The following is a 19,305-nucleotide window of genomic DNA, read 5'->3' as shown; positions in this document are numbered from 1 at the left end:
GTCGTGTGCTTCACGCTGGCCGGGGACCCCACCGCCGAGCGGCTCGCCGACCTCGCCGCCGGCCTGAAGGACGAGGCGTTCCTCACCCCGACCACCTATGCCGGGGTGCCCGCGCTCCGCGCCGCCTTCAGCAACTGGCGCACCACCGAGGCCGACGTCCACCGCCTCACCGAGGCCCTGAGGAACACGCCCCCAGGGGCGGCCCGGAGCTCTGTCAGGCGGTCTTGAGGGTGCCGCCGTCGATGACGTGGTCGGCGCCGTGGATGTTGGCGGCACGGTCGGACAGCAGGAAGGCGACCAGGTCCGCCACCTCCTCGGGTTCGGTGATGCGCCCGGAGGCGATGCCGGCCTGTCCGGGCAGGCCCGCGAGCAGGTCGTCGTGGCCGATCCCGAACGCGGCCGCCACCTTGCCGCCGAAACCGTCCGGGTCGGTCCACAGCGGGCTGGCGACGACGCCGGGGGAGACGGTGTTCACGCGGACGCCGCGCGGCGCCAGTTCCTCGCTGAGCCGCTTTCCGAACAGGGCCAGCGCCGCCTTCGCCTCCGCGTAGCCGACCGGCGAGCCGGTGGGCGTCCGGGCGTTGATCGAGGAGATGTTCACGATCGCGCCCTTGCGCTCCAGGATGCTCGGCAGCGCCGCCTTGGTGGTCCACACCGCGCTGAACAGGTTGAGATCGAACATCCTCTGCCACTGCTCGTCGGCGACGTCGAGGAACCCGCCGACGGTCAGCCCGTCCGGGTCGCCCGCGCCGACGTTGTTGACGAGGAAGTCGATCCCGCCGACCGCGGCGAGCGCCTCGTCGACGACCGCCGTCGCCCCGTCGCGGGTGCTCAGGTCGACGGGCACGGCCGCGGCGGCGACCTTCTCCAGGTCGGGGGTGACGGTGCGGGCGGCGCCCACCACCCGGACGCCCTCCGCGGCCAGGGCCTGTGCGATCGCGAGGCCGATGCCGCGACTCGCGCCGGTGACCAGAGCGGTCCTTCCGCTGATGCCGAGATCCATGATCTTCCTTTCTGAACCAGCGAGTTCTTGAACTAGAGGTCAAAAATGAGGGCGTAAAAAGGGCGTTCGTCCGAAGTGTCGTGCCTCAGAGGCCGGCCAGGGCGGTGTCGATGATCCGGTACAGCTCCGGTCGGCCGAACGTCTTGGCCATGACCCGCAGCCCGGCGAGGGTGGTCTGGAAGAGCAGCGCCTGCGCCTTGGCGTCGACGCCCCGGTCGACGTCGCCGTCCCGCTGCCCTTGCTCGATGCGGGCGGCGAACAGCCCGATCATGCGCTCCTCCATCCGGTGCACCGCGCGGGTGGCCTCCTCGTCGCGCCCGCCGAGCTCGCCGACCGTGTTCTGGGCCAGGCAGCCGCGGCGCACCGGCCCGTCCAGGTCCATGTCCACGAGCATCGCGAAGTACGCGCGGAAGCGCTCCCTGGTGGTGCCCGGCCGCCAGAGGAACTCCTCGGTCAGCTCCACGCCGCTCCGGCTGTAGAGGTCCAACGCCTTGGCGAACAGCTCGCGCTTGGAGCCGAAGGAGTGGTACAGGCTGCCCTTGGCCACTCCGGTCGCCTCGGCCAGGTCGGCGGGGGACGTGTCGGCGTAGCCCTTGGTCCAGAACGTCTCCATCGCCCGCGCGACGACCACGTCCGGTTCGAAGCCCTTCGGTCTCCCCATGCCGCGACCGTAGCGAGTATTTGACCTATAGGTCAAATACTCGTGCGGCGCGAGCCGGGCGCCACTCAGGCCCGCCGCTTGCCGCGGCCGCTCAGACGAAGGCGGAGCGGTGGTCGCGGACGAACTGCTCGAAGGTCGTCGGCTCGCGGCCGGTGAGGTCGCGGACCGTCGTGGTGACGGTCTCCGCGCCGCCGTCCCGGTACGCGCGGCTCACCTCGATCAGGGCGTCGGCGTGGAACGCGGGCAGGCCGCGTTCCAGCATGGCGGCTCGGGCGTCGGCGTCCGAGAGCCCGACGAAGCGGACCGGCCTGTCCAGGACCCGGGAGAGCACCCCGGCGGCGGCGTCGTAGGTCAGCGCCTCGGGGCCCGTGAGGGCGTGGACGCGGCCGTCATGACCGTCGGCGGTGAGCACGCGGGCGGCGACCCGGGCGATGTCGCGGACGTCGACGAAGCTGATGGGGGCGTCGGCGCGGGGCTGGGCGAACCGGCCGGCCGACCTGATCGACGCGGCGAACTGGCGGGAGAAGTTCTGCATGTAGAAGTTCGGCCGCAGGAACGTCCACCGCAGGCCGGACTCCTGGAGCGCCGCCTCCGCGGGCCGGTGGAGGCGGGCGATGGGCGTCCGCGCATGCTATCCGCCGTGCCGGCGGGGAAGATCTCTATCTTTGGGCGGAGTGTCCGAGGGGTCCCCTAGCGTTGGGGCATGGAAGATCACCCCTCGGAGGGGCCGGAGGACGTGGACACGGGGTACCAGCGGCCGCCGGCGGAGGTGCGGTTCGCCGGCGAGCTGGAGAGGCTCCGCGAGAGCGACACCGGGCCGAGGCCGCCCGGCTGGGCGCTCGGCCTGACGGCCGCGCGGCGGTTCATCGTCGGGGACGAGGCGCTCGGCGTCCGCCGCAAGTTCGTCGGCGACACCGCCCTCATCGACCGGGCCCTGGTCACCCTCGCCACCAGCCGGGGGCTGATGCTCGTCGGCGAGCCCGGGACGGCGAAGTCGCTGCTGTCGGAGCTGATCGCGGCGGCGGTCAGCGGCACCTCCACGCTGACCATCCAGGGCGGCGCCGCCACCACCGAGGACCAGATCAAGTACTCGTGGAACTACGCGCTGCTGGTCTCGGAGGGGCCCTCCACGCGCTCCCTCGTCCCGGCGCCGCTGCTCACCGGGATGGCCGAGGGCAAGGTCGTCCGGTTCGAGGAGATCACCCGCTGCCCGCTGGAGGTGCAGGACTCGCTGCTGTCGCCGCTGTCCGACCGCGTCCTGGCGATCCCGGAGCTGTCCCGCGCGGCCTCCGGCGGGAGCGGGGCGCCCTCGTCCCACGGGGGGCAGAGCGCGGACGCGATGGTGTTCGCCCGCGACGGCTTCAACATCATCGCGACCGCCAACACCCGCGACCGCGGCGTCAACGAGATGAGCGCCGCGCTCAAGCGGCGGTTCAACTTCGAGACCGTGTTCCCGATCGCCGACTTCGCGACCGAGCTGGAGCTGGTCGAGCAGGAGGCGGGGCGGCTGCTGGAGCACAGCGGGGTGGAGGTCGCGCCGCGCCGGGACGTCCTCGAAGTGCTCGTCACCGTGTTCCGGGAACTGCGCGACGCCACCACCGAGGAGGGCCGGTCGATGGACCGGCTGTCGGCGGTGATGAGCACCGCCGAGGCGGTCTCGGTCGCCCACCAGGTCGGGGTGCGCGGCTGGTTCCTGCGCGGCGAGGAGGGCGGGGCCGCCGACATCGTCGAGTGCCTCGCCGGCACCGCCGCCAAGGACAACCCCGAGGACCTGGCCCGGCTGCGCCGCTACCTGGAGCAGCAGGCTCCCCGCCGCGACGGGGAGCAGTGGAAGGCGCTGCACGCCGCCCGGCACCTGCTGCCCGGCTGATGGCCGCCACGTTCGTCGGCGTCCGGCACCACAGCCCCGCCTGCGCCCGCCTCGTCCGGGAGACGATCCGGCGGCTGCGGCCCGCGTACGTGCTGGTGGAGGGGCCCGCCGACTTCGGCGACCGAATCGGCGAGCTGCTCCTCGGCCACGAGCCGCCCGTCGCGGTCTTCAGCTACTACCGCGACGACGAGCGCGTGCACGCGTCCTGGTCGCCGTTCTGCGCCTACTCCCCGGAGTGGGTCGCGCTGAACGAGGGCCGGGCCGCCGGTGCGGAGCTGCGGTTCATCGACCTGCCCGCCTGGCACCCGGCGTTCGCCGGGCGGAGCAACCGCTACGCCGACGCCGAGCGCCGCTACGCCGAGGTGACCGGGCGGCTGTGCCGGGAGTTCGCCGTCGACAACACCGACATCCTCTGGGACCACCTGTTCGAGATCGACGCGGAGAACACGGCGGAGCGGCTCGACGCGTACTTCGGGCTCGTGCGGGGCGAGGCGGAGGCCGGGGAGGACGACGCCGCCCGCGAGTCCTACATGGCGGAATGGGTGCGGGCCGCCGAGGCCGACGCCGGAGACCGCCCCGTCGTCGTGGTGACCGGCGGATTCCACAAGCCGGCCCTCGAAGCGCTCGCCGCGTCCGGCGGCACGGCGTGGCCCCGCGTGCCCGAGCCGCCCGGCGACTCCACCGGCGGCAGCTTCCTCGTCCCGTACTCGTTCCGGCGCCTCGACGCGTTCACCGGCTACCAGTCGGGCATGCCGTCGCCCGAGTACTACCAGCGGCTCTGGGAGGACGGCCCCGACGCGGCGGCCGGGGCGCTGGTGGAGACGGTCGTGGCCCGGCTGCGCGGGCGGGGGCAGGTCGTGTCGACCTCCGACCTGATCGCCGCGCGGACCCTCACCGCCGGCCTCACCCGCCTGCGCGGCCACCCCGCGCCGGCCCGCACCGACCTGCTCGACGGCCTGGTGTCCGCGCTGGTCAACGACGACCTCGACCAGCGGCTCCCGTGGACCTCCCGCGGCGCGCTCGCGCCGGGGGCGCACCCGGCCGTCGCCGAGATGGTGGACGCGCTGAGCGGCGACCGGACCGGGCGCCTGCACGCCGACACGCCCGCCCCGCCGCTCGTGGGGAACGCGACGGCCGAGCTGGCGCGCCTCGGGCTCGACCGCGGCGGCCCGGTCGTGCTGAAGCTGACGACCCCGCGCGGGCTGGAGCGGAGCCGGGCGCTGCACCGCCTGCGCGTCCTGCGGATCCCCTTCGCCGAGCGCGAGTCCGGCCCCGCCACGGGCGCCGACCCGGAGCTGGAGGAGCGCTGGACCCTGGACGCCGCCGACCGCGACGGCCGCCGCCACGCCGCGCTCATCGAGGCGGGCGCCTACGGGCCCACGCTGGCCGACGCCGCGGCGGCCGCCCTGGACGAGCGGATGGACGCCGCGGGCGCCGACATGGAGGGACTCGCCGCCGTGCTGTTCGACGCGGCGCTGTGCGGCTGCGCCGACCAGTCCGGCCGGATCGCCGAGTCGATCTCCGCCGGGATCGCGGGCGCCTCCGACATCGCCGCGCTCGGGGCCGCGCTCGAATCCGTCCTCGGGCTGTGGCGGCACGACCGCGTCCTCGGCACGGCCGGCAGCCCGCTGTTCGGCACGGTCGTCGAGGAGTGCGCCGACCGGATCCTGTGGCTGGCCGAGGGCGTGCGCGGCGGTCCCGCGCCCGCCGACCTGCGCCGGCTGCGCGCCCTCGCCGCCGTCCGCGACGCGCTCCTGCACGCCTCCGGCGCGCTGCGCCTCGACCGGGCCGCGGCGCTCGGCGTCGCCCGCCGCGTCGCCGCCGGATCCGGCGCCCCGCCCGACCTGCGCGGCGCCGCGTTCGGGCTCGCCCGCGTCCTCGGCGACGCCTCCGACCCGGCCCGGGCGATGCGCGGAGCGGCGGTCCCGGCGACGTTCGGCGACTGGCTCGCCGGGCTGTTCGCGCTGGCCAGGCAGGAGGTGCTCGACCCGGGCGCCGCCCTTCTCGGCGTCCTGGACGAGCTGGTCGGCGGCCTGAGCGAGGAGGACTTCCTCATCGCGCTGCCCGCGCTGCGGCAGGCGTTCGAGTTCTTCCCGCCCCGCGAGCGCGCCGCCATCGCCCAGGGGCTGCTGGACCGGCGCGACTTTCGCGGCTCCGCCCGCGCGCTGCTGCGCGCGCCGGAAGCGCCGCTGCTCACCGCCGAGGCCCTCGCGCTGGACGCCCGCGTGGACAAGGCCCTCGCGGCGGCGGGCCTCGCGGCGGACGCGGGAAGCCTGCCTTCGACCGAGGAGGGGACATCGTGATCCCGCCTGACCTGGAACGCTGGCGGCTCGTCCTCGGCGCGCCCGCCGAGCCGTGCACGGGCGCGCTGGACGGCGGGGCCGCCGAACGGGACGCGGCGCTCGGCTGGCTGTACGGGCGCGACCCCGAGCTCGCCAGGCGCGGCGTGCGGCGCGGCGCCGGAAGGAACGGCGACGGCGAGCCCGTCCGGTCCGACGACCGCACCGGCGGGACCGGGCCGTCCCAGCTCACCACCGTCGACTGGCTCGACGCCGTGCACCGGCTGTTCCCCAAGGAGACGATCGAGCGGCTCGAACGCGACGCCGTCGAGCGGTACGAGATCCACGAGATCGTCACCGACCCGGCCGTCCTGGAGCGCATCGAGCCGGACGAGGCGCTGCTGCGCGCCGTCCTGCGGACCAAGCACCTGATGAACCCCGAGGTCCTCGCGCTGGCCCGCCGGATCGTGGAGGCCGTCGTCCGGCAGCTGATGGAGCGGCTGGCCACCGAGGTCCGGCAGGCGTTCCACGGCACCCGCTCGCGGCGGCCCAGCCGCGTGAAGAACTCCCGCAACTTCGACTTCCACGGCACCGTCCGCGCCAACCTCGCCCACTACCGCCCGGACGAGCGCCGCCTCTACATCGAGAACCCGAGGTTCGTGTCCCGGACCAGGCGGCACGTCGAGCAGTGGCAGATGATCCTGCTCGTCGACCAGTCGGGGTCCATGGTCGGGTCCGTGGTGCACGCCGCCGTCACCGCCGCGTGCCTGTGGGGGCTGCCCGGCCTCAAGACGCACCTCGTCGCGTTCGACACCTCCGTCGTCGACCTCAGCTCCGACGTGACGGACCCGGCCGAGCTGCTGATGAAGGTGCAGCTGGGCGGCGGGACCGACATCGGCCGGGCCGTGGCCTACGGGGCCGGCCTGGTGGAGAACCCCCGCCGCGCGATCGTCGCGGTCATCACCGACTTCTACGAGGGCGGGAGCGAGCACCGGCTCGTCGAGGAGGTGCGGCGGCTCGTCCAGCAGGGCACGCACGTGCTCGGGCTGGCGGCGCTCGACGAGGCGGCCAACCCCTCCTACGACCGGAGGACGGCGCAGCGCCTCGCCGACGAGGGCGCCCACGTCGGCGCGATGACGCCGGGGCAGCTCGCCGAGTTCGTCGCGGAACGGATCGGCCGGTGACCCGCGCCGACCTGCTCGCGCTGACCCCGGACGCGCTCGCCGCCCTCGCCAACCGCGGCCTGGTCAAGCGCGCCGCCAAGGATCTGGACGCCGGCGCCGGCCCCGAGATCACCGTCTCCCCGGACGGCGGGGTCGACGGCGCCTTCCCCGACGGCACCACGGCGTCCCTGCCCGCCGGGGCGGGGCTGGAGGCCGCGCGGTGCTCCTGCGCGGCGACCGGCACGTGCCGCCACCGGATCTGCCTCGTCCTGGCCTACCAGCGGACCGCCGCCGCACCGGAGGCGCCCGAGGCGCCCGAGGCTCAGGAGCCGGGGCCCGGCTGGTCGCCGGGGGCCTTCGACGACGACGCGCTCGCCCGCGTCCTCGGGCGGCGCGCCCTCACCGCCGCGCGCCGCGCCCTCCGCACCGGGTACTCGGCGAAGATCCGCCGCCCCACCGCGCGGGAGCCGGTGGCGCAGGTGGAGCTCCAGACCTGCACGGTCCGGTTCCTGGTGCCGGGGGAGCTCGGCTACGTCCACACCGACGCGGTGGCGGCGGTGCGCGGCGAGGTCACGGTGCTGGCCGTCTGGGCGTTCCGCGCCGCCGACGAGCGCGGCCTGGAGGGCGAGGAGATCCGGCTGGAGGTCGGCGGCTCGGCCGGGGCCGGCGGCGACGGCCTCGACGCCGCGCTCGACCTCGCCGACCAGGTCCTGCTGGAGGGCGCGGCGCACACCGGGCCCGTCCTCGCGACCGCGCTGGAACGCACCGCCGCCGACCTGGCGGCGTCCGGCCTGCACTGGCCCGCCGCCGCGCTCGGCGACCTGGCCGGGCAGCTCGCCGCCCACCACGACCGCCGCGCCGACCACGACCCGGCGCGCGTCGCGGAGCTCCTCGCCGAGGTCCACGCCCGGTACCGCGCGGCGCGCGGCGGCGCCGCCCGCTCCCAGGTGCTCGGCACGCAGGAGGCGGCGGACACGCCGCTGCGCCGCGTCCGCCTCGCCGCCCTCGGCTGCCGCGTTGGCGGCACGCCCGCGGCCCGCACCGCCGACGTCTACCTCGCGCACACCGCCACCGGCGTCGTCCTGGTGCTGAAGCGGCGCTGGGACGTCCCGGACGGCGACCGGCTCACCGGCGCCGACCTGGCCGGGCGCCGCGTCCTCGGGGCGCCGCTGCGGTCCCTCGCCGCCGCGAACGTCGTGTCCGAGAGCGCCTCGCGCAGCGCGGGGCGGGTCGTCCGGGTCACCTCCGGGCGGATCGCGAAGACGACGGTCACCCCGCTCGGCGACGCCTGGGAGGGCCTGCCCGCCGGGCTGCTGGTGCGCGACCTGGCCGCCGAGGGGCGGGCCCTGGACGCGCTCCCGCCTCGGCTCGTGCGGCCCCGCGTGGAGGCGGAGCTCGTCCGCGTCGTCGAGATCGCCGAGGTCCGCCACATCGGCTACCGCCCCGGGGCGCAGCGGCTGGAGGCCGTGGTCGCCGACGCGGCGGGCGTCCCGGCCGTCGTCTCCGCCGACTACAGCCCCCACCGGCCCGCCGCCCTGGACGCCCTGGCCGACGCGCTCGCGACCGAGCCCCGGTTCGTGTCGGGCGCCGTCCGCAGGGACCGGGGGGGCCTCGTCATCGACCCGTTGGCCGTGCTGACCGCCGGCGGTCCCGTCGTCCCCGACCTGGCTCCCGGCGAAGGCACCGCCGCCCTCGGGTCCCCGCCCCAGGCCGTGCCGGACCCGCTCGGCGACGCCCTGGAGGAGGCGCTCGCCGCCTGCGCTCAGGCGGCCCACCGCGGTCTCCTGCGCCTGCCGTCCGGCGTGCGGGAACGCCTCGTCCGCGCGGGCGCGACGCTGGAGCGCGTCGGCCTGCGCACCTGCGCCGGGACGCTCGCCGCCCTCACCGCGGCGCTCGCGGCCGACGACCCGGAGGGCATGACCCGCGCCTGGGCCACCGCCCACATCCGCCTGGTCACCGCGGCCGAGCTGCGCTGACGCGCCGCTACGCGCGGCAGGTGAGCGGGCGGCCCCCGTTGAGGGCGACCATGTCGCCGAGGGCGGCGACCAGGTCGATCGGCGCCCCGGGCGGCTGCCCGTCCAGTTCGGCGTAGGCGCGGTGCAGGTTGCCCACGAGGCGCTCGGGGTCGGTCAGCTCCGCGTACGGGCCGAGGTCGGTCTCGCGGGCGGCCTCCAGCGGCGCCAGCCCGGCCTGCCGGGCCTCCGCGGCGGTCGCCTGGACGAACCGCGCGTAGCCGAGCACCCGGTCGATGAGCTCGGGACCGGCGACGGGCCCGTGCCCGGGGACGATCGTCTCCGCGCCCAGCGGCGCGACGACCTCCTCCAGGACCTTGACCGCGCCCGCGACCGAGCCCTGCATCAGGAACGGGGTGCCGCCGTTGAACAGCAGGTCGCCGCAGAACAGCACCCGCCGCTCGGGGATCCAGACGATGGAGTCGTTGGTGGTGTGCGCGGGCGTCCCGACGTGCCGGACCTCGCAGCGCAGGTCGTCCACCCACAGGGTCAGGCCGTCGGTGTAGGTGAGGAACGGCGGCTCGATCTCGACGGCGCCCCAGTCGACCTTCGTCCAGAACGGCTCGTCGAACGGCGGGCCCCAGCTGAGCGCGCCCTCCCGCGTGCCCTCGTGGCCGACGACGGTCGCCCCGGAGAACAGGTAGTTGCCGAAGGTGTGGTCGCCGTGGTGGTGGGTGTTGACCAGCGTCCGGACGGGACGGTCCGTGACCGACCGGATCGACTCCAGGTAGGCGCGGGTGCGGCGCTCGGTCGAGCAGGAGTCGACGCTCGTCACCCCCCGCGCGCCCGCGAGGAAGCCGGCGTTGTTGATCCACCAGGTGCCGTCGGGCTGGAGGTAGGCGAAGATCCCGTCGGAGACCTCCTGCAGCCGCGGGCTCCCCGGCCCCTCGCGGTCGGGTGCGTCGCTCATGGGGAAGTGTAACCGGCGCCGGGCGCGCGGCCGCCGGCCGCGGCGGGCCGCGGTCAGTACTCCGCCAGGGTCGTCAGCAGGTGCGGGCGCGGTGAGGACTCGCGGGCCGACGGCTCCCGCGACCCGGCGGACCGCAGCACCTCCCCGGCGCCGAGCACGGCCGCGTCGCCGGTGTCGTCCCCGACCCGCGCGCCGAGCCCCGTCCGGTCCCGGATCAGTCGCTCCAGGCCGGGCAGCCGGGCGCTGCCGCCGGTGAGCGTGATGCCGACGCCGAGCAGGTCGCCGGAGATCTCGGGCGAGCAGCCGGCGAGCCCGGCGCCGATCGCGTCCACGATCCGCGCCACCGGGCCGGTGATCGCGCGGGCGACGTCCGCGGTGGTGAGGACGACGCCGCGCGGCATGCCCGTCGCGATGTCGCGCCCGTGCACGACGGTCTGCCGCACCGGGCGGCGGCCGAGCGGCGGCACCGCGCCGACCTCCAGCTTGGCCGCCTCCGCCGCCGCCTGCGACAGCGCGATGCCGTGCTCCTGGCGGACGAGCGCGGCGATGGCGCGGTCCAGCGTCGACCCGCCGATGTGCGCGGTGTGCGAGGTGACCAGGCCGCCGAACGCGATGACGCCCACGTCGGTGACCTCCGCGCCGATGTCGGCGATCACCGTGATGTCGGGCCGCCCGCAGGAGGTCATGCCCATGCCGATGGCGGCGGCGATGGGCGTCGGCACGAGCGTGAGCCGGCGCGCGCCCGCCTGGTAGGCGGAGAACTGCAGCGCCCGGTAGTGGACGGAGGTCAGCCCGCTCGGGACCGTGACGACCAGGCGCGGCCGCGCGGTGTAGTGCCGCCGGTGGTGGCGGCGCACCAGGTGCCGCATGAGGTACTCGGCCTCGTCGGTCTCGGTCGGCGCGCCTTCGCGGATGGGCCGTACGAGCGTGACGTCGGGGTTGCGCCCGGCCATCTCCCGTGCCGGGACGCCGAGGGCGAGGATGCGCCCGGTGTCGCGGGAGCGTGCGAGCAGCGACGGTTCGCGGCAGACGACGCCGCGGCCCTTCACATGCATCCGCACGGTCGCGCTGCCCAGGTCGATAGCGGTGTCCCGGCCCGCGAAATCCCACATCGCGTCCCTCCCAATCGCCCTGTTCGCCGCAAGAGTCCAGATGGTTCGATTCCCGTGCGGCCTGCGGCGATGCCCACGCCCGGGTAAGCGAATCGCAACGACCTGGTGATCTGGGATCCGACATGTCCGGAACGCGATGCGCGGTGCGGCGCCCGCCCGGGACGCAATCCCGGGCGGGCGCCAAAAGATCATGTAGGGACGGTGCCGGGGCGCGCGCCCCGCGCCCCCCACCCGCGCCGGGTCCGGACGGCGCCCGCCGCCCGGCACGCCCCGTACAGCAGGAACGAGATCGTGGTGACGTACGGGCTGATCGGAATGCTGGACCCGATCGACAGCAGGATGCCGCCCAGCACCGACACCGTCGCCAGCGCCGCGCTCAGCAGCGGCGCCAGCACCGGCGACGCGGTGACCCGCACCGCCGCCGCGGCCGGAGTGCAGAGCAGCGCGAGCACCAGCAGCGCGCCCACGACCTGCACGGACACGGCCACCGCGAGGCCGAGCACCAGCAGGAAGGCCGGCGACAGCGCCCGCACCGGCACGCCCCGCGCCGCCGCCACGTCCGGGTCCAGGCTCGCGAAGGCCAGCGGGCGCCACATGACCGCGAGGCACGCCAGCACCACCGCCGACGTCGCGAGCAGCCACGACAGTCGCGGCGTATCGATCGCGACGATCTGCCCCGTGAGAAGCCCGAACTTGTTGGCCGACCGGCCCTGGTAGAGCGACAGGAACAGCACGCCGAGCCCCAGCCCGAACGGCATCAGCACGCCGATGGCCGAGCCGCGGTCGCGCGCCTTCGCGCCGAGCACCCCGATCAGGCCGGCGGCCACCAGGGCCCCCGCGATCGAACCGCCCGCCACGCTCGCCCCGGCCAGCAGGGCGGCGGCCGCGCCGGCGAACGACAGCTCGCTGATGCCGTGCACGGCGAACGCCAGGTCGCGCATCACGACGAACGTCCCGGCGAGCCCGCCGACCAGTCCGAGCACGGCCCCCGCGACGAGCGAGTTGCGCACGAGCCCGAGCAGCGCCCCGTAGTCCCGGAAGTTGAAGATCTCGTGCCAGGCCTCTTGCCAGCTCATGCCGTCTCCTGGCGGGAACTTCGGGCTTCGCGGGCGGCGCCCAGGTCGAGGTACCGGTCGGCGAAGGGGAGGATCGGGTCGATCTCGTGCGTGACGAACACGACGGCGGTGCCGTGGTCGCGGCGGAGCCGGTCCACGAGTCCGGCGACGACGCGCTGGTGCTCAGCGTCCAGCGAGGCCAGCGGCTCGTCGCACAGCAGGACGCGCGGACCGGTGGCCAGGGCCTGCGCGATGCGCACGCGCTGCAGCTCCCCGCCCGACAGGAGTTCGACCGGGACGTCGGCGAACGCGGCGGCGCCCACGTCGGCGAGGACGGCCTCGACCCGGCGGCGCGCGTCCCGGCGCGGTCGCCAGGGCCCCCAGCGGTGGCCGTCGACGCCGAGCCGCACGAGGTCGCGGGCGCGCAGCGGGGTGTGCGGCGGGACGGCCCGGTGCTGCGGGACGTAGCCGACGGCGTCGCTGCCCCGCCGGGGGCGGCGCCCGTCCACCGCGACCGTGCCGGACGACAGCCGCTGGAGCCCGAGCAGCACCCTGAGCAGGCTGGTCTTCCCCGACCCGTTGGAGCCGACGACGGCGAGGAACTCGCCGGGCCGCACGTCGAGGTCCAGCCCGCGCCACAGGGTCCGCTCGCCGTAGGCCAGGGTCGCGCCGCGCAGGGCGATCACGAGAGCGCCTTCGCGAGCGCGGCGATGGTGCCGTCCATCCAGGCGACGTAGTCCCGGCCGGCCGGCAGGGTCTCGGTGACCGGCACCACCGGCACGCCCGCCTCGCGGGCCGCCTCGCGCACCTTGGCGGTCTCCGGGCCGCTCGTCTGCACGTTCACGACGAGCGCCCGCACCTTCCGGCCGGTGAGCAGCGCCAGCGTGTCGCGCAGCGCCCGCGGCGGGACGTCGTCCCCCTCCTCGACCGCCTCGGCGAACTCCTCCGGCGTCCGGTCGACCAGCCCGGCCGCGTCCAGCAGGTGGCCCGGGACGGGCTCGGTGACCGCCACGCCGTCGCCGGAATGCGCGGCCCTGACCGCCGCCGCCTTCCCCTCCAGCGTCTTCAGCCTCGCCTTGAAGGCGGCGGCGTTCGCCGCGAACGTCCGCGCGTCCTCGGGGTCGGCCTCGGCGAGCGCGGCGGAGATCCGGTCGGCCAGCAGCGCGACGGAGGGAAGGTCGTACCAGACGTGCTCGTTCAGCTCCTCGCCGGCCGGAGCGGTCTTCCCGGAGATCTGGACGGCGTTGAGCACCCGGGCCTTGGAACCGGACCCCTTCAGCAGCGTCTCCATGAAGTCGTCGTAGCCGCCGCCGTTCTCGATGACCACACCGGCCCTGGACAGCGCGAGCCTGGTGCGCGTCCCCGCCTCGAAGGAGTGCGGGTCCTGCGCGGGGTCGCTGATGAACGAGGTCACCTTCACCCGGTCCCCGCCGATCTGGCGGGCGATGTCCCCGTACACGTTGGTCGAGGCCACGACCGAGACCGCCTCCGCGGCCCCGGCGCCGGAGGACGACCCGCAGGCGGCGGCCCCGAGCGACGCGAGGGTGAGGGCGGCGCCGGCCCCGAGGACGCGGGCGCGCTGAGCAGACATCATGGAAGCTCCTGAAAATGAAAACGATTTTCAGTGGCAACTTAACATGACTCGCCCCTTTGGTCCCGTTTCCTTGCCGCCTCGGCAACGCCCCCGCACGCAGAAGGCCGCCGTCCCGGTTCCGGGACGGCGGCCTTCGAGGCGGTCGTTCTAGCGCTTGCGCAGTACCCCGCCGTACTCGTAGATGCCGCGGTCCAGCTTGGAGGCGCCCTCGTACCGCTCCAGCTCGGGCGGCACGGGGGCGAGCGGCGGCTGCACGTCCAGCGGGCGCCAGTCGACCAGGTTGCACAGGCCCGGCTCGACGGGGTCGAAGTCCGACAGCAGCGCGTCGATCTCGGCGGGCGTCCGCGTCTGCCACGGGATGCCCGCCCCGGTGACCTGCGCGGTCATCTCGGCGCTGCGCACCGGGTCGTCGCAGGCGACCTGGGAGAAGGTCAGGTGGCTGCCCGGCGCGGCCCGGTCCATGATCGTGCGCAGCACGCGGCGGGGGTCGTCGGCGTCGGGCAGGTGGTGGCCGACCGACAGGAACAGGGTCGCGACCGGCTCGTCGAAGTCGATCAGCCGCTTGACCTCGGGGTCCTCCAGGATGGTGTCCTGGTCGCGCATGTCGCCCTGGATGACCGTGGTCGAGGAGTCGCCGGCCAGCAGGGCCCTGCCGTGGGCGAGGACGATCGGGTCGATGTCCACGTAGACGACGCGCGCGTCCGGCGCGAAGTCGCGGGCGACCTGGTGCACGTTCGCGTCGGTCGGCAGGCCGCAGCCCATGTCGATGAACTGGCGGATCCCCGCCTCGGCGGCCAGGTACCGGACGGCGCGGTACAGGAACAGGCGGTTCTGCCGGGTGATGTCGAGCCCGGCGGGGTGGTGCTCCAGCTGCGCCCGGATGAACTGCCGGTCGACCTCGTAGTTGTCCTTGCCGCCGAGCAGCCAGCCGTAGGCGCGGGCGGACGTCGGGACGTCGTGGGGGATGTCCGCCAGGGACGGCCTGTCTTGATCGTTCACAGGGGGAACGCTACCCCGCCGCGGCCCGGGGCGGGGGTTCTCCGCGTTCCGGACCGCGGCGGCGGGTCAGCCAGGCGAACGCCTCCGGCACGGGGCCCGGGCCGGGGAAGATCTCGTCCAGGGCGGACAGGAACTCCTCCGGAAGCTCCAGCGCGGCGGCGCGGACGGCGGAGTCGAGCTGCTCGCGCACGCGCGGGCCGACGATCGGGCCCGTCACGCCCGGGCGGGTGAGGAGCCAGGCGAGGCCGACGTCGCCCGGCTCCAGACCGTGCTCGCCGCACAGGTCCTCGTAGGCCTGGACGCGCGCCCGTTCCGCCGGGTCGTTCAGCATCTCGGCGGCGCGGCCCGACCGGGACCGGGAGCCGTCCCCGTCGCGCTCCTTGCGCAGGACGCCGCCGAGCACCCCGCCGTGCAGCGGCGACCAGGGGATCACCCCGAGCCCGTAGGCCCGCGCCGCCGGGACGACCTCCATCTCGGCGCGCCGTTCGACGAGGTTGTACAGGCACTGCTCGCTGACCAGGCCGAGCGAGCCGCGGCGGGCGGCCGCCTCGTTGGCCTGCGCGATGCCCCAGCCGGGGAAGTTGGACGACCCGGCGTACAGCACCTTGCCCTGCTGGACGAGGACGTCGATCGCCTGCCAGATCTCCTCCCACGGCGTCGACCGGTCGATGTGGTGGAACTGGTACAGGTCGATGTGGTCGGTCCCGAGCCGCCTCAGGGACGCCTCGGCGGCCTGGCGGATGTGCAGCGCGGACAGCCCGCCCCGGTTCGGCCAGGGCTCGTCCGGCGCCGCCATGTCGGCGTAGACCTTCGTCGCGAGGACGGTCTTCTCGCGGCGCCCGCCGCCCCGGGCGAACCAGGAGCCGATGATCTCCTCGGTGCGGCCCTTGTTCGCGCCCCACCCGTAGGCGTTCGCGGTGTCGAAGAAGTTGATCCCCGCGTCCAGCGCCGCGTCCATGATCGCGTGGGCGTCGGGCTCCTCGGTGAACGGGCCGAAGTTCATCGTGCCGAGCACCACGCGGCTGACCTTGAGGCCGGTACGGCCGAGCTGGGTGTACTCCATGGGGATCCACCAAAGCACCTGGCGGCCGTGTTCACCAGCAGGGCGGCGGCGAAGGCGGCGCCGGTCACGCCCAGCGCGCCGGTCGCGCCGCCGAGGGCGGTGCCGCCGAGCGCGGGCACGAGCACGGCCCCGAGGGAGGCCGCGGAGGAGACGCCGAGGACGTAGGGGTCGGCGAGCGGGTTGCGGACCAGGGCCTGGAGCGCCGCGCCCGCGACGGACAGGCCGGCGCCCGACAGCGCCGCCAGCAGCACGCGGGGCGTGCGGATGTCCCAGACGACCTGGCCGAGGAGCGGGTCGGCGCTGTCGCCGCGCCCGGACAGGTGGGCCCACAGAACGCTCCACACCGTCCCGAACGGAAGGTTCACCGAGCCCACCGAGATGCCGAGCACCATGGACGCGACCAGGGCGGCGCCGAGCGCGGCCAGCAGGACGCCGGTGCCGGCGCCGGAGACGAGATGCGGCCCGCGCGCCCGGGCCGGAGCCTCGCGGGTGAGGGTGTCAGGCATCGCCGATCACCTTGGCGATCTTCTCGACGCCCAGGGCGTTGAGGGGGCCGAGGTAGACGCTGTCGGAGACGACCGTGTACGTCCGGGTCTTGGAGGCGTTCCACTGCGGGTAGGCGGCGAACAGCTTCGCGGCCTCGGCGTCGCCCTTCTCCTCCGGGGTGAACAGCCCGACCACCAGGACGTCCACCCGGGCGGTGGCGAGTTGCTCCTTGTTGAGGGTGCGGGTGGCGTCCTCACCGCGCCCGGAGAACGCGTTGACCCCTCCGGCCGCCCGGATGACGTCGTCGTAGACGCCTCCGGTCATCACGGCGGGCAGGCCGTTGGCGTTCATCATGGACATGCCCGGGTAGGCGATGACGACCCTCTTGGCGGGCCGGCCGGCCGTCCTCGCGCGCACGGCCTCGACACGGGCCCGCAGCCCGGAGATCACCGTCAGGGCGCGCTGCTGGACGTCGAAGATCCGGCCGAGCAGCGCCATGAACTCCAGCGAGGAGTTGATCGACTGCGCCCGGTACGCCCGCTTCTCCGCCTCGGTGGCGTCCGGCTTGCCGTTGGCGCAGTTGACCGGGTTGACCAGCGACGGGATCCCCGCGGCGGCGAGCTGTTCCCGGGTGGCGAACCCGCGCTTGGCGTCGAAGCCTCCCGACCAGGTGGAGACCACGAGGTCGGGCTTGAGCCTCAGCACCTGCTCGGCGGGGACGTCGAAGTTCCTGTTCATCGTCAGCCCGCCGGTCGGCAGCGCCCGGATCCGGCCGATCATGGACGGGTCGTCGGACACGCCGTAGGTCTGGGCGTTGGCGAGGACGCTCTTCTCCAGGCCGAGCATCAGGAAGCTCTCCACCTCGCCGACCGAGGTGCCGTTGAGGATCAGCACCCGCCGCGGCGGCCGCGCGAAGGCGACCCTGGTCCCGCAGTTGTCGAACGACAGGGGATAGGACGTCCTGCGGGCCGGTCCGGTCGCGGACGCCGCGTCCGGGCCGGGGCCGGCGGGGGAGCCGCCGCACGCGGCGGCCGGCGCCGCCACCAGCGCGGTGGACATCGCCGCCGCGAGGGCGCGCGAAAGGAGGGGACGGTTCATGGGCGTGCTCTCTTTCCAGCGGGAGCCGTCGGCGGCTCCTCGGGAGGGATGCGGAGGACATCCGGGCGGCGTCGTGCCGGGCCCGGCGACATGCGTCGCCCTGAGAGCGGTGGGAGATCAGTGGTTCACGCGGTGGCGCCCAGGGCGGTGGTCGTCCCGGGAGGCCCGCGACGGGCCACGGCGTACCGGAGGGCGTCCCGGGCCGGAGCCCGCTCATCGGAGCGGCCGCGCGGCACGGGCCGCGGAAGGCCGGGGGATCGTCCGGCCGCGACCGCGAGCAGGAGCACCAGCGGTCGCAGGACCCAGCCGGCCAGGACCCGGACGAGCGCGCACAGCCGCGCCTCGCCCCACTCCAGCCAGGCGGACGTGACCAGCACGCTCACCGCGTGCATGAGCAGCATCGCCAGACCGGGACCGCCGCCGTGGGCCATCGGCTCCGCGCCGCCGTCCATGGCGGCGGCGTCCGGCCGGGCCGCCGCCAGCGGATGCCCTGCGGCGCGCATGAGCAGGACGTGCAGGACGACCTGCGAAGCGGCGGTGGCGGGCACGATCGACGCGAAGGTCCGCTCCCGGCCGGTCAGCGCCAGCGCGGGGCCGAGCACGAGCAGGAACCCGGCCAGCGTCGCCGCCCGGTCGAAGCCGCCGCCGCCGGCCAGGTGCCCGAGCGCGGCCAGCCCGGCGCACGCGGCGGCGAAGCCCGCCGCGCGCACCCAGCGCACCATCGACCATGGACCCATCTGGTGGGGATACTCCCACACGGGAACGGACGGATCGGGCGACCTCGGCCGGGTGTCGTCCTCCTCACGCCGCTAGGCGCGGGAGCCGCGGCGGCGCAGCGCGCCGTAGGCGCGCAGGATCGCGGGCACGAGCGCGTACACGACGGTGGGCACGACCACGCCGGTCACCACGAGAGTCCGGAGCGGCAGCGAGAGCGATCCGAGCAGGGGGCCCAGCAGCATCTGCGTGGCCATGATCATGAGGTACACGGCCAGCCAGGTGAACAGGGCGCGCAGGTGGATCGAGGGGGCCGCGACGGCGGGGGCGGGGGTGCGGACGGATGGCATGGCGTCTCCTGGTGGTCCGGTAAATCCAACTTGCGAGTTGGAGTTAACCACGCCCGGCCGCAGATTCCAACTCGCTAGTTGGAATCTGCGGTAGGCTCCGGGCATGGCATGGGACACCGCGAGGACCAAGCGGCTCATCCTGGACGCCGCGGTCGGCGAGTTCGCCGCCCACGGGCCCGAGGCGGCCCGCATGGACCGGATCGCCGCGACGGCCGGGGTGAACAAGGAACGGATCTACTCCTACTTCGGCAACAAGCGGCAGATGTTCGCGATCGTGCTGACCACGGAACTGGAGCGCCTGGCCGAGGCCGTGCCGCTGGACGCGAAGGCGGCCTCCGACCTGGGCGAGTACGCCGGGCAGGTCTTCGACTACCACCGCGCGCACCCGCACTTCGTCCGGCTGCTGCACTGGGAGGGCCTGCACACCACCGAGGGCGAGCCGGTGGCGGCCGAGGCCGAGCGGACCGCCCACTACGCCGGGAAGATCGCCGCGCTGGCCCGGGCGCAGGAGTCGGGACGCCTGGACGCCCGGCTGGCGGCCCGGGAGCTGCTGTACTCCGTCATCGTCCTGGCCGGCTGGTGGTTCGCCACCCCGCAGCTCCGGCGGATGCTGATGCCCGACCTCGACGACGACCCGGACGGCCAGCGCGCCGCACTCGTCCGCATCGTCCGCCGTCTCGGCGACCCCGCGGGCTGACCGCGTTGGACGTCACCGGGGTCGCCGAGATGAGGGCGGGCGAGGGGGCTCCCGGTCACGCGTCGGGGGTGACCAGGCCCGTCCGGTAGGCGATGACGACCAGCTGGGCGCGGTCGCGCGCTCCGAGCTTCGTCATCGTGCGGCTGACGTGGGTGCGCGCGGTCGCCGGGCTGATGAACAGCTCGGCGCCGATCTCCTGGTTGCTCAGCCCCCGTCCGATCAGGGCCAGCACCTCCCGC

The 19,305-nt window shown here is 75.0% G+C and carries 20 protein-coding genes and 1 pseudogene; 6 read left to right on the top strand and 15 right to left on the bottom strand.

Annotated elements, in window-relative coordinates; all coding sequences use genetic code 11:
• Positions 1-228, top strand: a pseudogene (locus tag AB0C69_RS18920) (hypothetical protein); the annotation flags it as partial.
• Here AB0C69_RS18920 and AB0C69_RS18915 read toward each other — a convergent pair.
• From AB0C69_RS18915 to AB0C69_RS18905, 3 genes are all read right to left on the bottom strand, one after another.
• Positions 215-1,003: an SDR family oxidoreductase gene (locus tag AB0C69_RS18915; protein WP_360355022.1), complete on the bottom strand. Its 789-nt coding sequence runs from the start codon at positions 1,001-1,003 to the stop codon at positions 215-217. The pseudogene AB0C69_RS18920 and the gene AB0C69_RS18915 sit on opposite strands and share 14 nt — an antisense overlap.
• A gap of 85 nt (positions 1,004-1,088) precedes the next feature.
• Positions 1,089-1,664: a TetR/AcrR family transcriptional regulator gene (locus AB0C69_RS18910; RefSeq protein ID WP_345182511.1), complete on the bottom strand. Its 576-nt coding sequence runs from the start codon at positions 1,662-1,664 to the stop codon at positions 1,089-1,091.
• A gap of 91 nt (positions 1,665-1,755) precedes the next feature.
• Positions 1,756-2,280 carry an NmrA family NAD(P)-binding protein gene (locus AB0C69_RS18905; RefSeq protein WP_360355025.1) on the bottom strand — a complete coding sequence of 175 codons (525 nt, stop codon included), beginning with the start codon at positions 2,278-2,280 and terminating at the stop codon, positions 1,756-1,758.
• A gap of 87 nt (positions 2,281-2,367) precedes the next feature.
• Here AB0C69_RS18905 and AB0C69_RS18900 point away from each other — a divergent pair, with 87 nt between their 5' ends.
• From AB0C69_RS18900 to AB0C69_RS18885, 4 genes are read left to right on the top strand one after another with little or no spacing between them, the layout of a single operon-like run.
• Entirely contained in the window at positions 2,368-3,534 is a 1,167-nt protein-coding gene (locus AB0C69_RS18900) for an AAA family ATPase (protein ID WP_345182515.1), read from the top strand.
• On the top strand, positions 3,492-5,837 hold the full coding sequence (locus AB0C69_RS18895) for a DUF5682 family protein (protein WP_360355018.1): 2,346 nt from the start codon (positions 3,492-3,494) through the stop codon (positions 5,835-5,837). Before AB0C69_RS18900 ends, AB0C69_RS18895 begins: the two co-directional genes overlap by 43 nt.
• Positions 5,834-6,997, top strand: coding sequence for a VWA domain-containing protein (locus tag AB0C69_RS18890; protein ID WP_360355015.1), 1,164 nt, complete (start codon positions 5,834-5,836; stop codon positions 6,995-6,997). The genes AB0C69_RS18895 and AB0C69_RS18890 overlap by 4 nt, the downstream gene beginning before the upstream one ends.
• A complete protein-coding gene (locus tag AB0C69_RS18885; RefSeq protein WP_360355012.1) occupies positions 6,994-8,952 on the top strand; it encodes a hypothetical protein in 1,959 nt (652 codons plus the stop codon). Before AB0C69_RS18890 ends, AB0C69_RS18885 begins: the two co-directional genes overlap by 4 nt.
• A gap of 7 nt (positions 8,953-8,959) precedes the next feature.
• On the opposite strand, the gene AB0C69_RS18880 is transcribed toward AB0C69_RS18885, so the two are convergent.
• The 11 genes from AB0C69_RS18880 to AB0C69_RS18830 form a co-directional block, all read right to left on the bottom strand.
• Complete coding sequence (locus tag AB0C69_RS18880) at positions 8,960-9,898, bottom strand: MBL fold metallo-hydrolase (RefSeq protein WP_345182523.1); 939 nt, start codon at positions 9,896-9,898, stop codon at positions 8,960-8,962.
• Positions 9,899-9,951: 53 nt separating this feature from the next.
• Positions 9,952-11,010 carry a rod shape-determining protein gene (locus AB0C69_RS18875; RefSeq protein ID WP_345182525.1) on the bottom strand — a complete coding sequence of 353 codons (1,059 nt, stop codon included), beginning with the start codon at positions 11,008-11,010 and terminating at the stop codon, positions 9,952-9,954.
• A gap of 188 nt (positions 11,011-11,198) precedes the next feature.
• Positions 11,199-12,086 carry a metal ABC transporter permease gene (locus tag AB0C69_RS18870; RefSeq protein WP_353835589.1) on the bottom strand — a complete coding sequence of 296 codons (888 nt, stop codon included), beginning with the start codon at positions 12,084-12,086 and terminating at the stop codon, positions 11,199-11,201.
• Positions 12,083-12,751, bottom strand: coding sequence for an ATP-binding cassette domain-containing protein (locus AB0C69_RS18865; RefSeq protein WP_345182530.1), 669 nt, complete (start codon positions 12,749-12,751; stop codon positions 12,083-12,085). Before AB0C69_RS18865 ends, AB0C69_RS18870 begins: the two co-directional genes overlap by 4 nt.
• A complete protein-coding gene (locus AB0C69_RS18860) occupies positions 12,748-13,659 on the bottom strand; it encodes a zinc ABC transporter substrate-binding protein (RefSeq protein WP_345182532.1) in 912 nt (303 codons plus the stop codon). The genes AB0C69_RS18865 and AB0C69_RS18860 overlap by 4 nt, the downstream gene beginning before the upstream one ends.
• Positions 13,660-13,806: 147 nt before the next feature.
• Positions 13,807-14,658, bottom strand: coding sequence for an SAM-dependent methyltransferase (locus AB0C69_RS18855; protein WP_345182534.1), 852 nt, complete (start codon positions 14,656-14,658; stop codon positions 13,807-13,809).
• A gap of 10 nt (positions 14,659-14,668) precedes the next feature.
• Complete coding sequence (locus AB0C69_RS18850; protein ID WP_360355006.1) at positions 14,669-15,721, bottom strand: aldo/keto reductase; 1,053 nt, start codon at positions 15,719-15,721, stop codon at positions 14,669-14,671.
• Positions 15,658-16,227 carry an iron chelate uptake ABC transporter family permease subunit gene (locus AB0C69_RS18845; protein ID WP_360355003.1) on the bottom strand — a complete coding sequence of 190 codons (570 nt, stop codon included), beginning with the start codon at positions 16,225-16,227 and terminating at the stop codon, positions 15,658-15,660. The genes AB0C69_RS18850 and AB0C69_RS18845 overlap by 64 nt, the downstream gene beginning before the upstream one ends.
• The gene (locus AB0C69_RS18840) at positions 16,220-17,305 is read right to left on the bottom strand and encodes an ABC transporter substrate-binding protein (RefSeq protein WP_360355000.1); all 1,086 of its coding nucleotides are present in this window, start codon (positions 17,303-17,305) and stop codon (positions 16,220-16,222) included. Before AB0C69_RS18840 ends, AB0C69_RS18845 begins: the two co-directional genes overlap by 8 nt.
• Positions 17,306-17,430: 125 nt before the next feature.
• On the bottom strand, positions 17,431-18,042 hold the full coding sequence (locus tag AB0C69_RS18835) for a hypothetical protein (protein WP_360354997.1): 612 nt from the start codon (positions 18,040-18,042) through the stop codon (positions 17,431-17,433).
• A gap of 72 nt (positions 18,043-18,114) precedes the next feature.
• Positions 18,115-18,369: a hypothetical protein gene (locus AB0C69_RS18830; RefSeq protein WP_345182950.1), complete on the bottom strand. Its 255-nt coding sequence runs from the start codon at positions 18,367-18,369 to the stop codon at positions 18,115-18,117.
• A 103-nt stretch (positions 18,370-18,472) separates the two neighbouring features.
• Between AB0C69_RS18830 and AB0C69_RS18825 the strand changes: the two genes are divergently transcribed.
• On the top strand, positions 18,473-19,066 hold the full coding sequence (locus AB0C69_RS18825) for a TetR family transcriptional regulator (RefSeq protein WP_345182951.1): 594 nt from the start codon (positions 18,473-18,475) through the stop codon (positions 19,064-19,066).
• Between the two features lie 55 nt (positions 19,067-19,121).
• Here AB0C69_RS18825 and AB0C69_RS18820 read toward each other — a convergent pair.
• Positions 19,122-19,305 (bottom strand): LuxR C-terminal-related transcriptional regulator (locus tag AB0C69_RS18820; protein WP_360354994.1); only part of this gene is annotated, 184 nt, incomplete at its 5' end.

This window comes from Actinomadura sp. NPDC048032 (assembly GCF_040653175.1).
GTDB classification, from domain to species: Bacteria; Actinomycetota; Actinomycetes; order Streptosporangiales; family Streptosporangiaceae; genus Spirillospora; species Spirillospora verrucosospora.
Note: the sequence above shows the minus strand (reverse complement) of the source record. Positions and strands in the feature narration are given on the sequence as shown.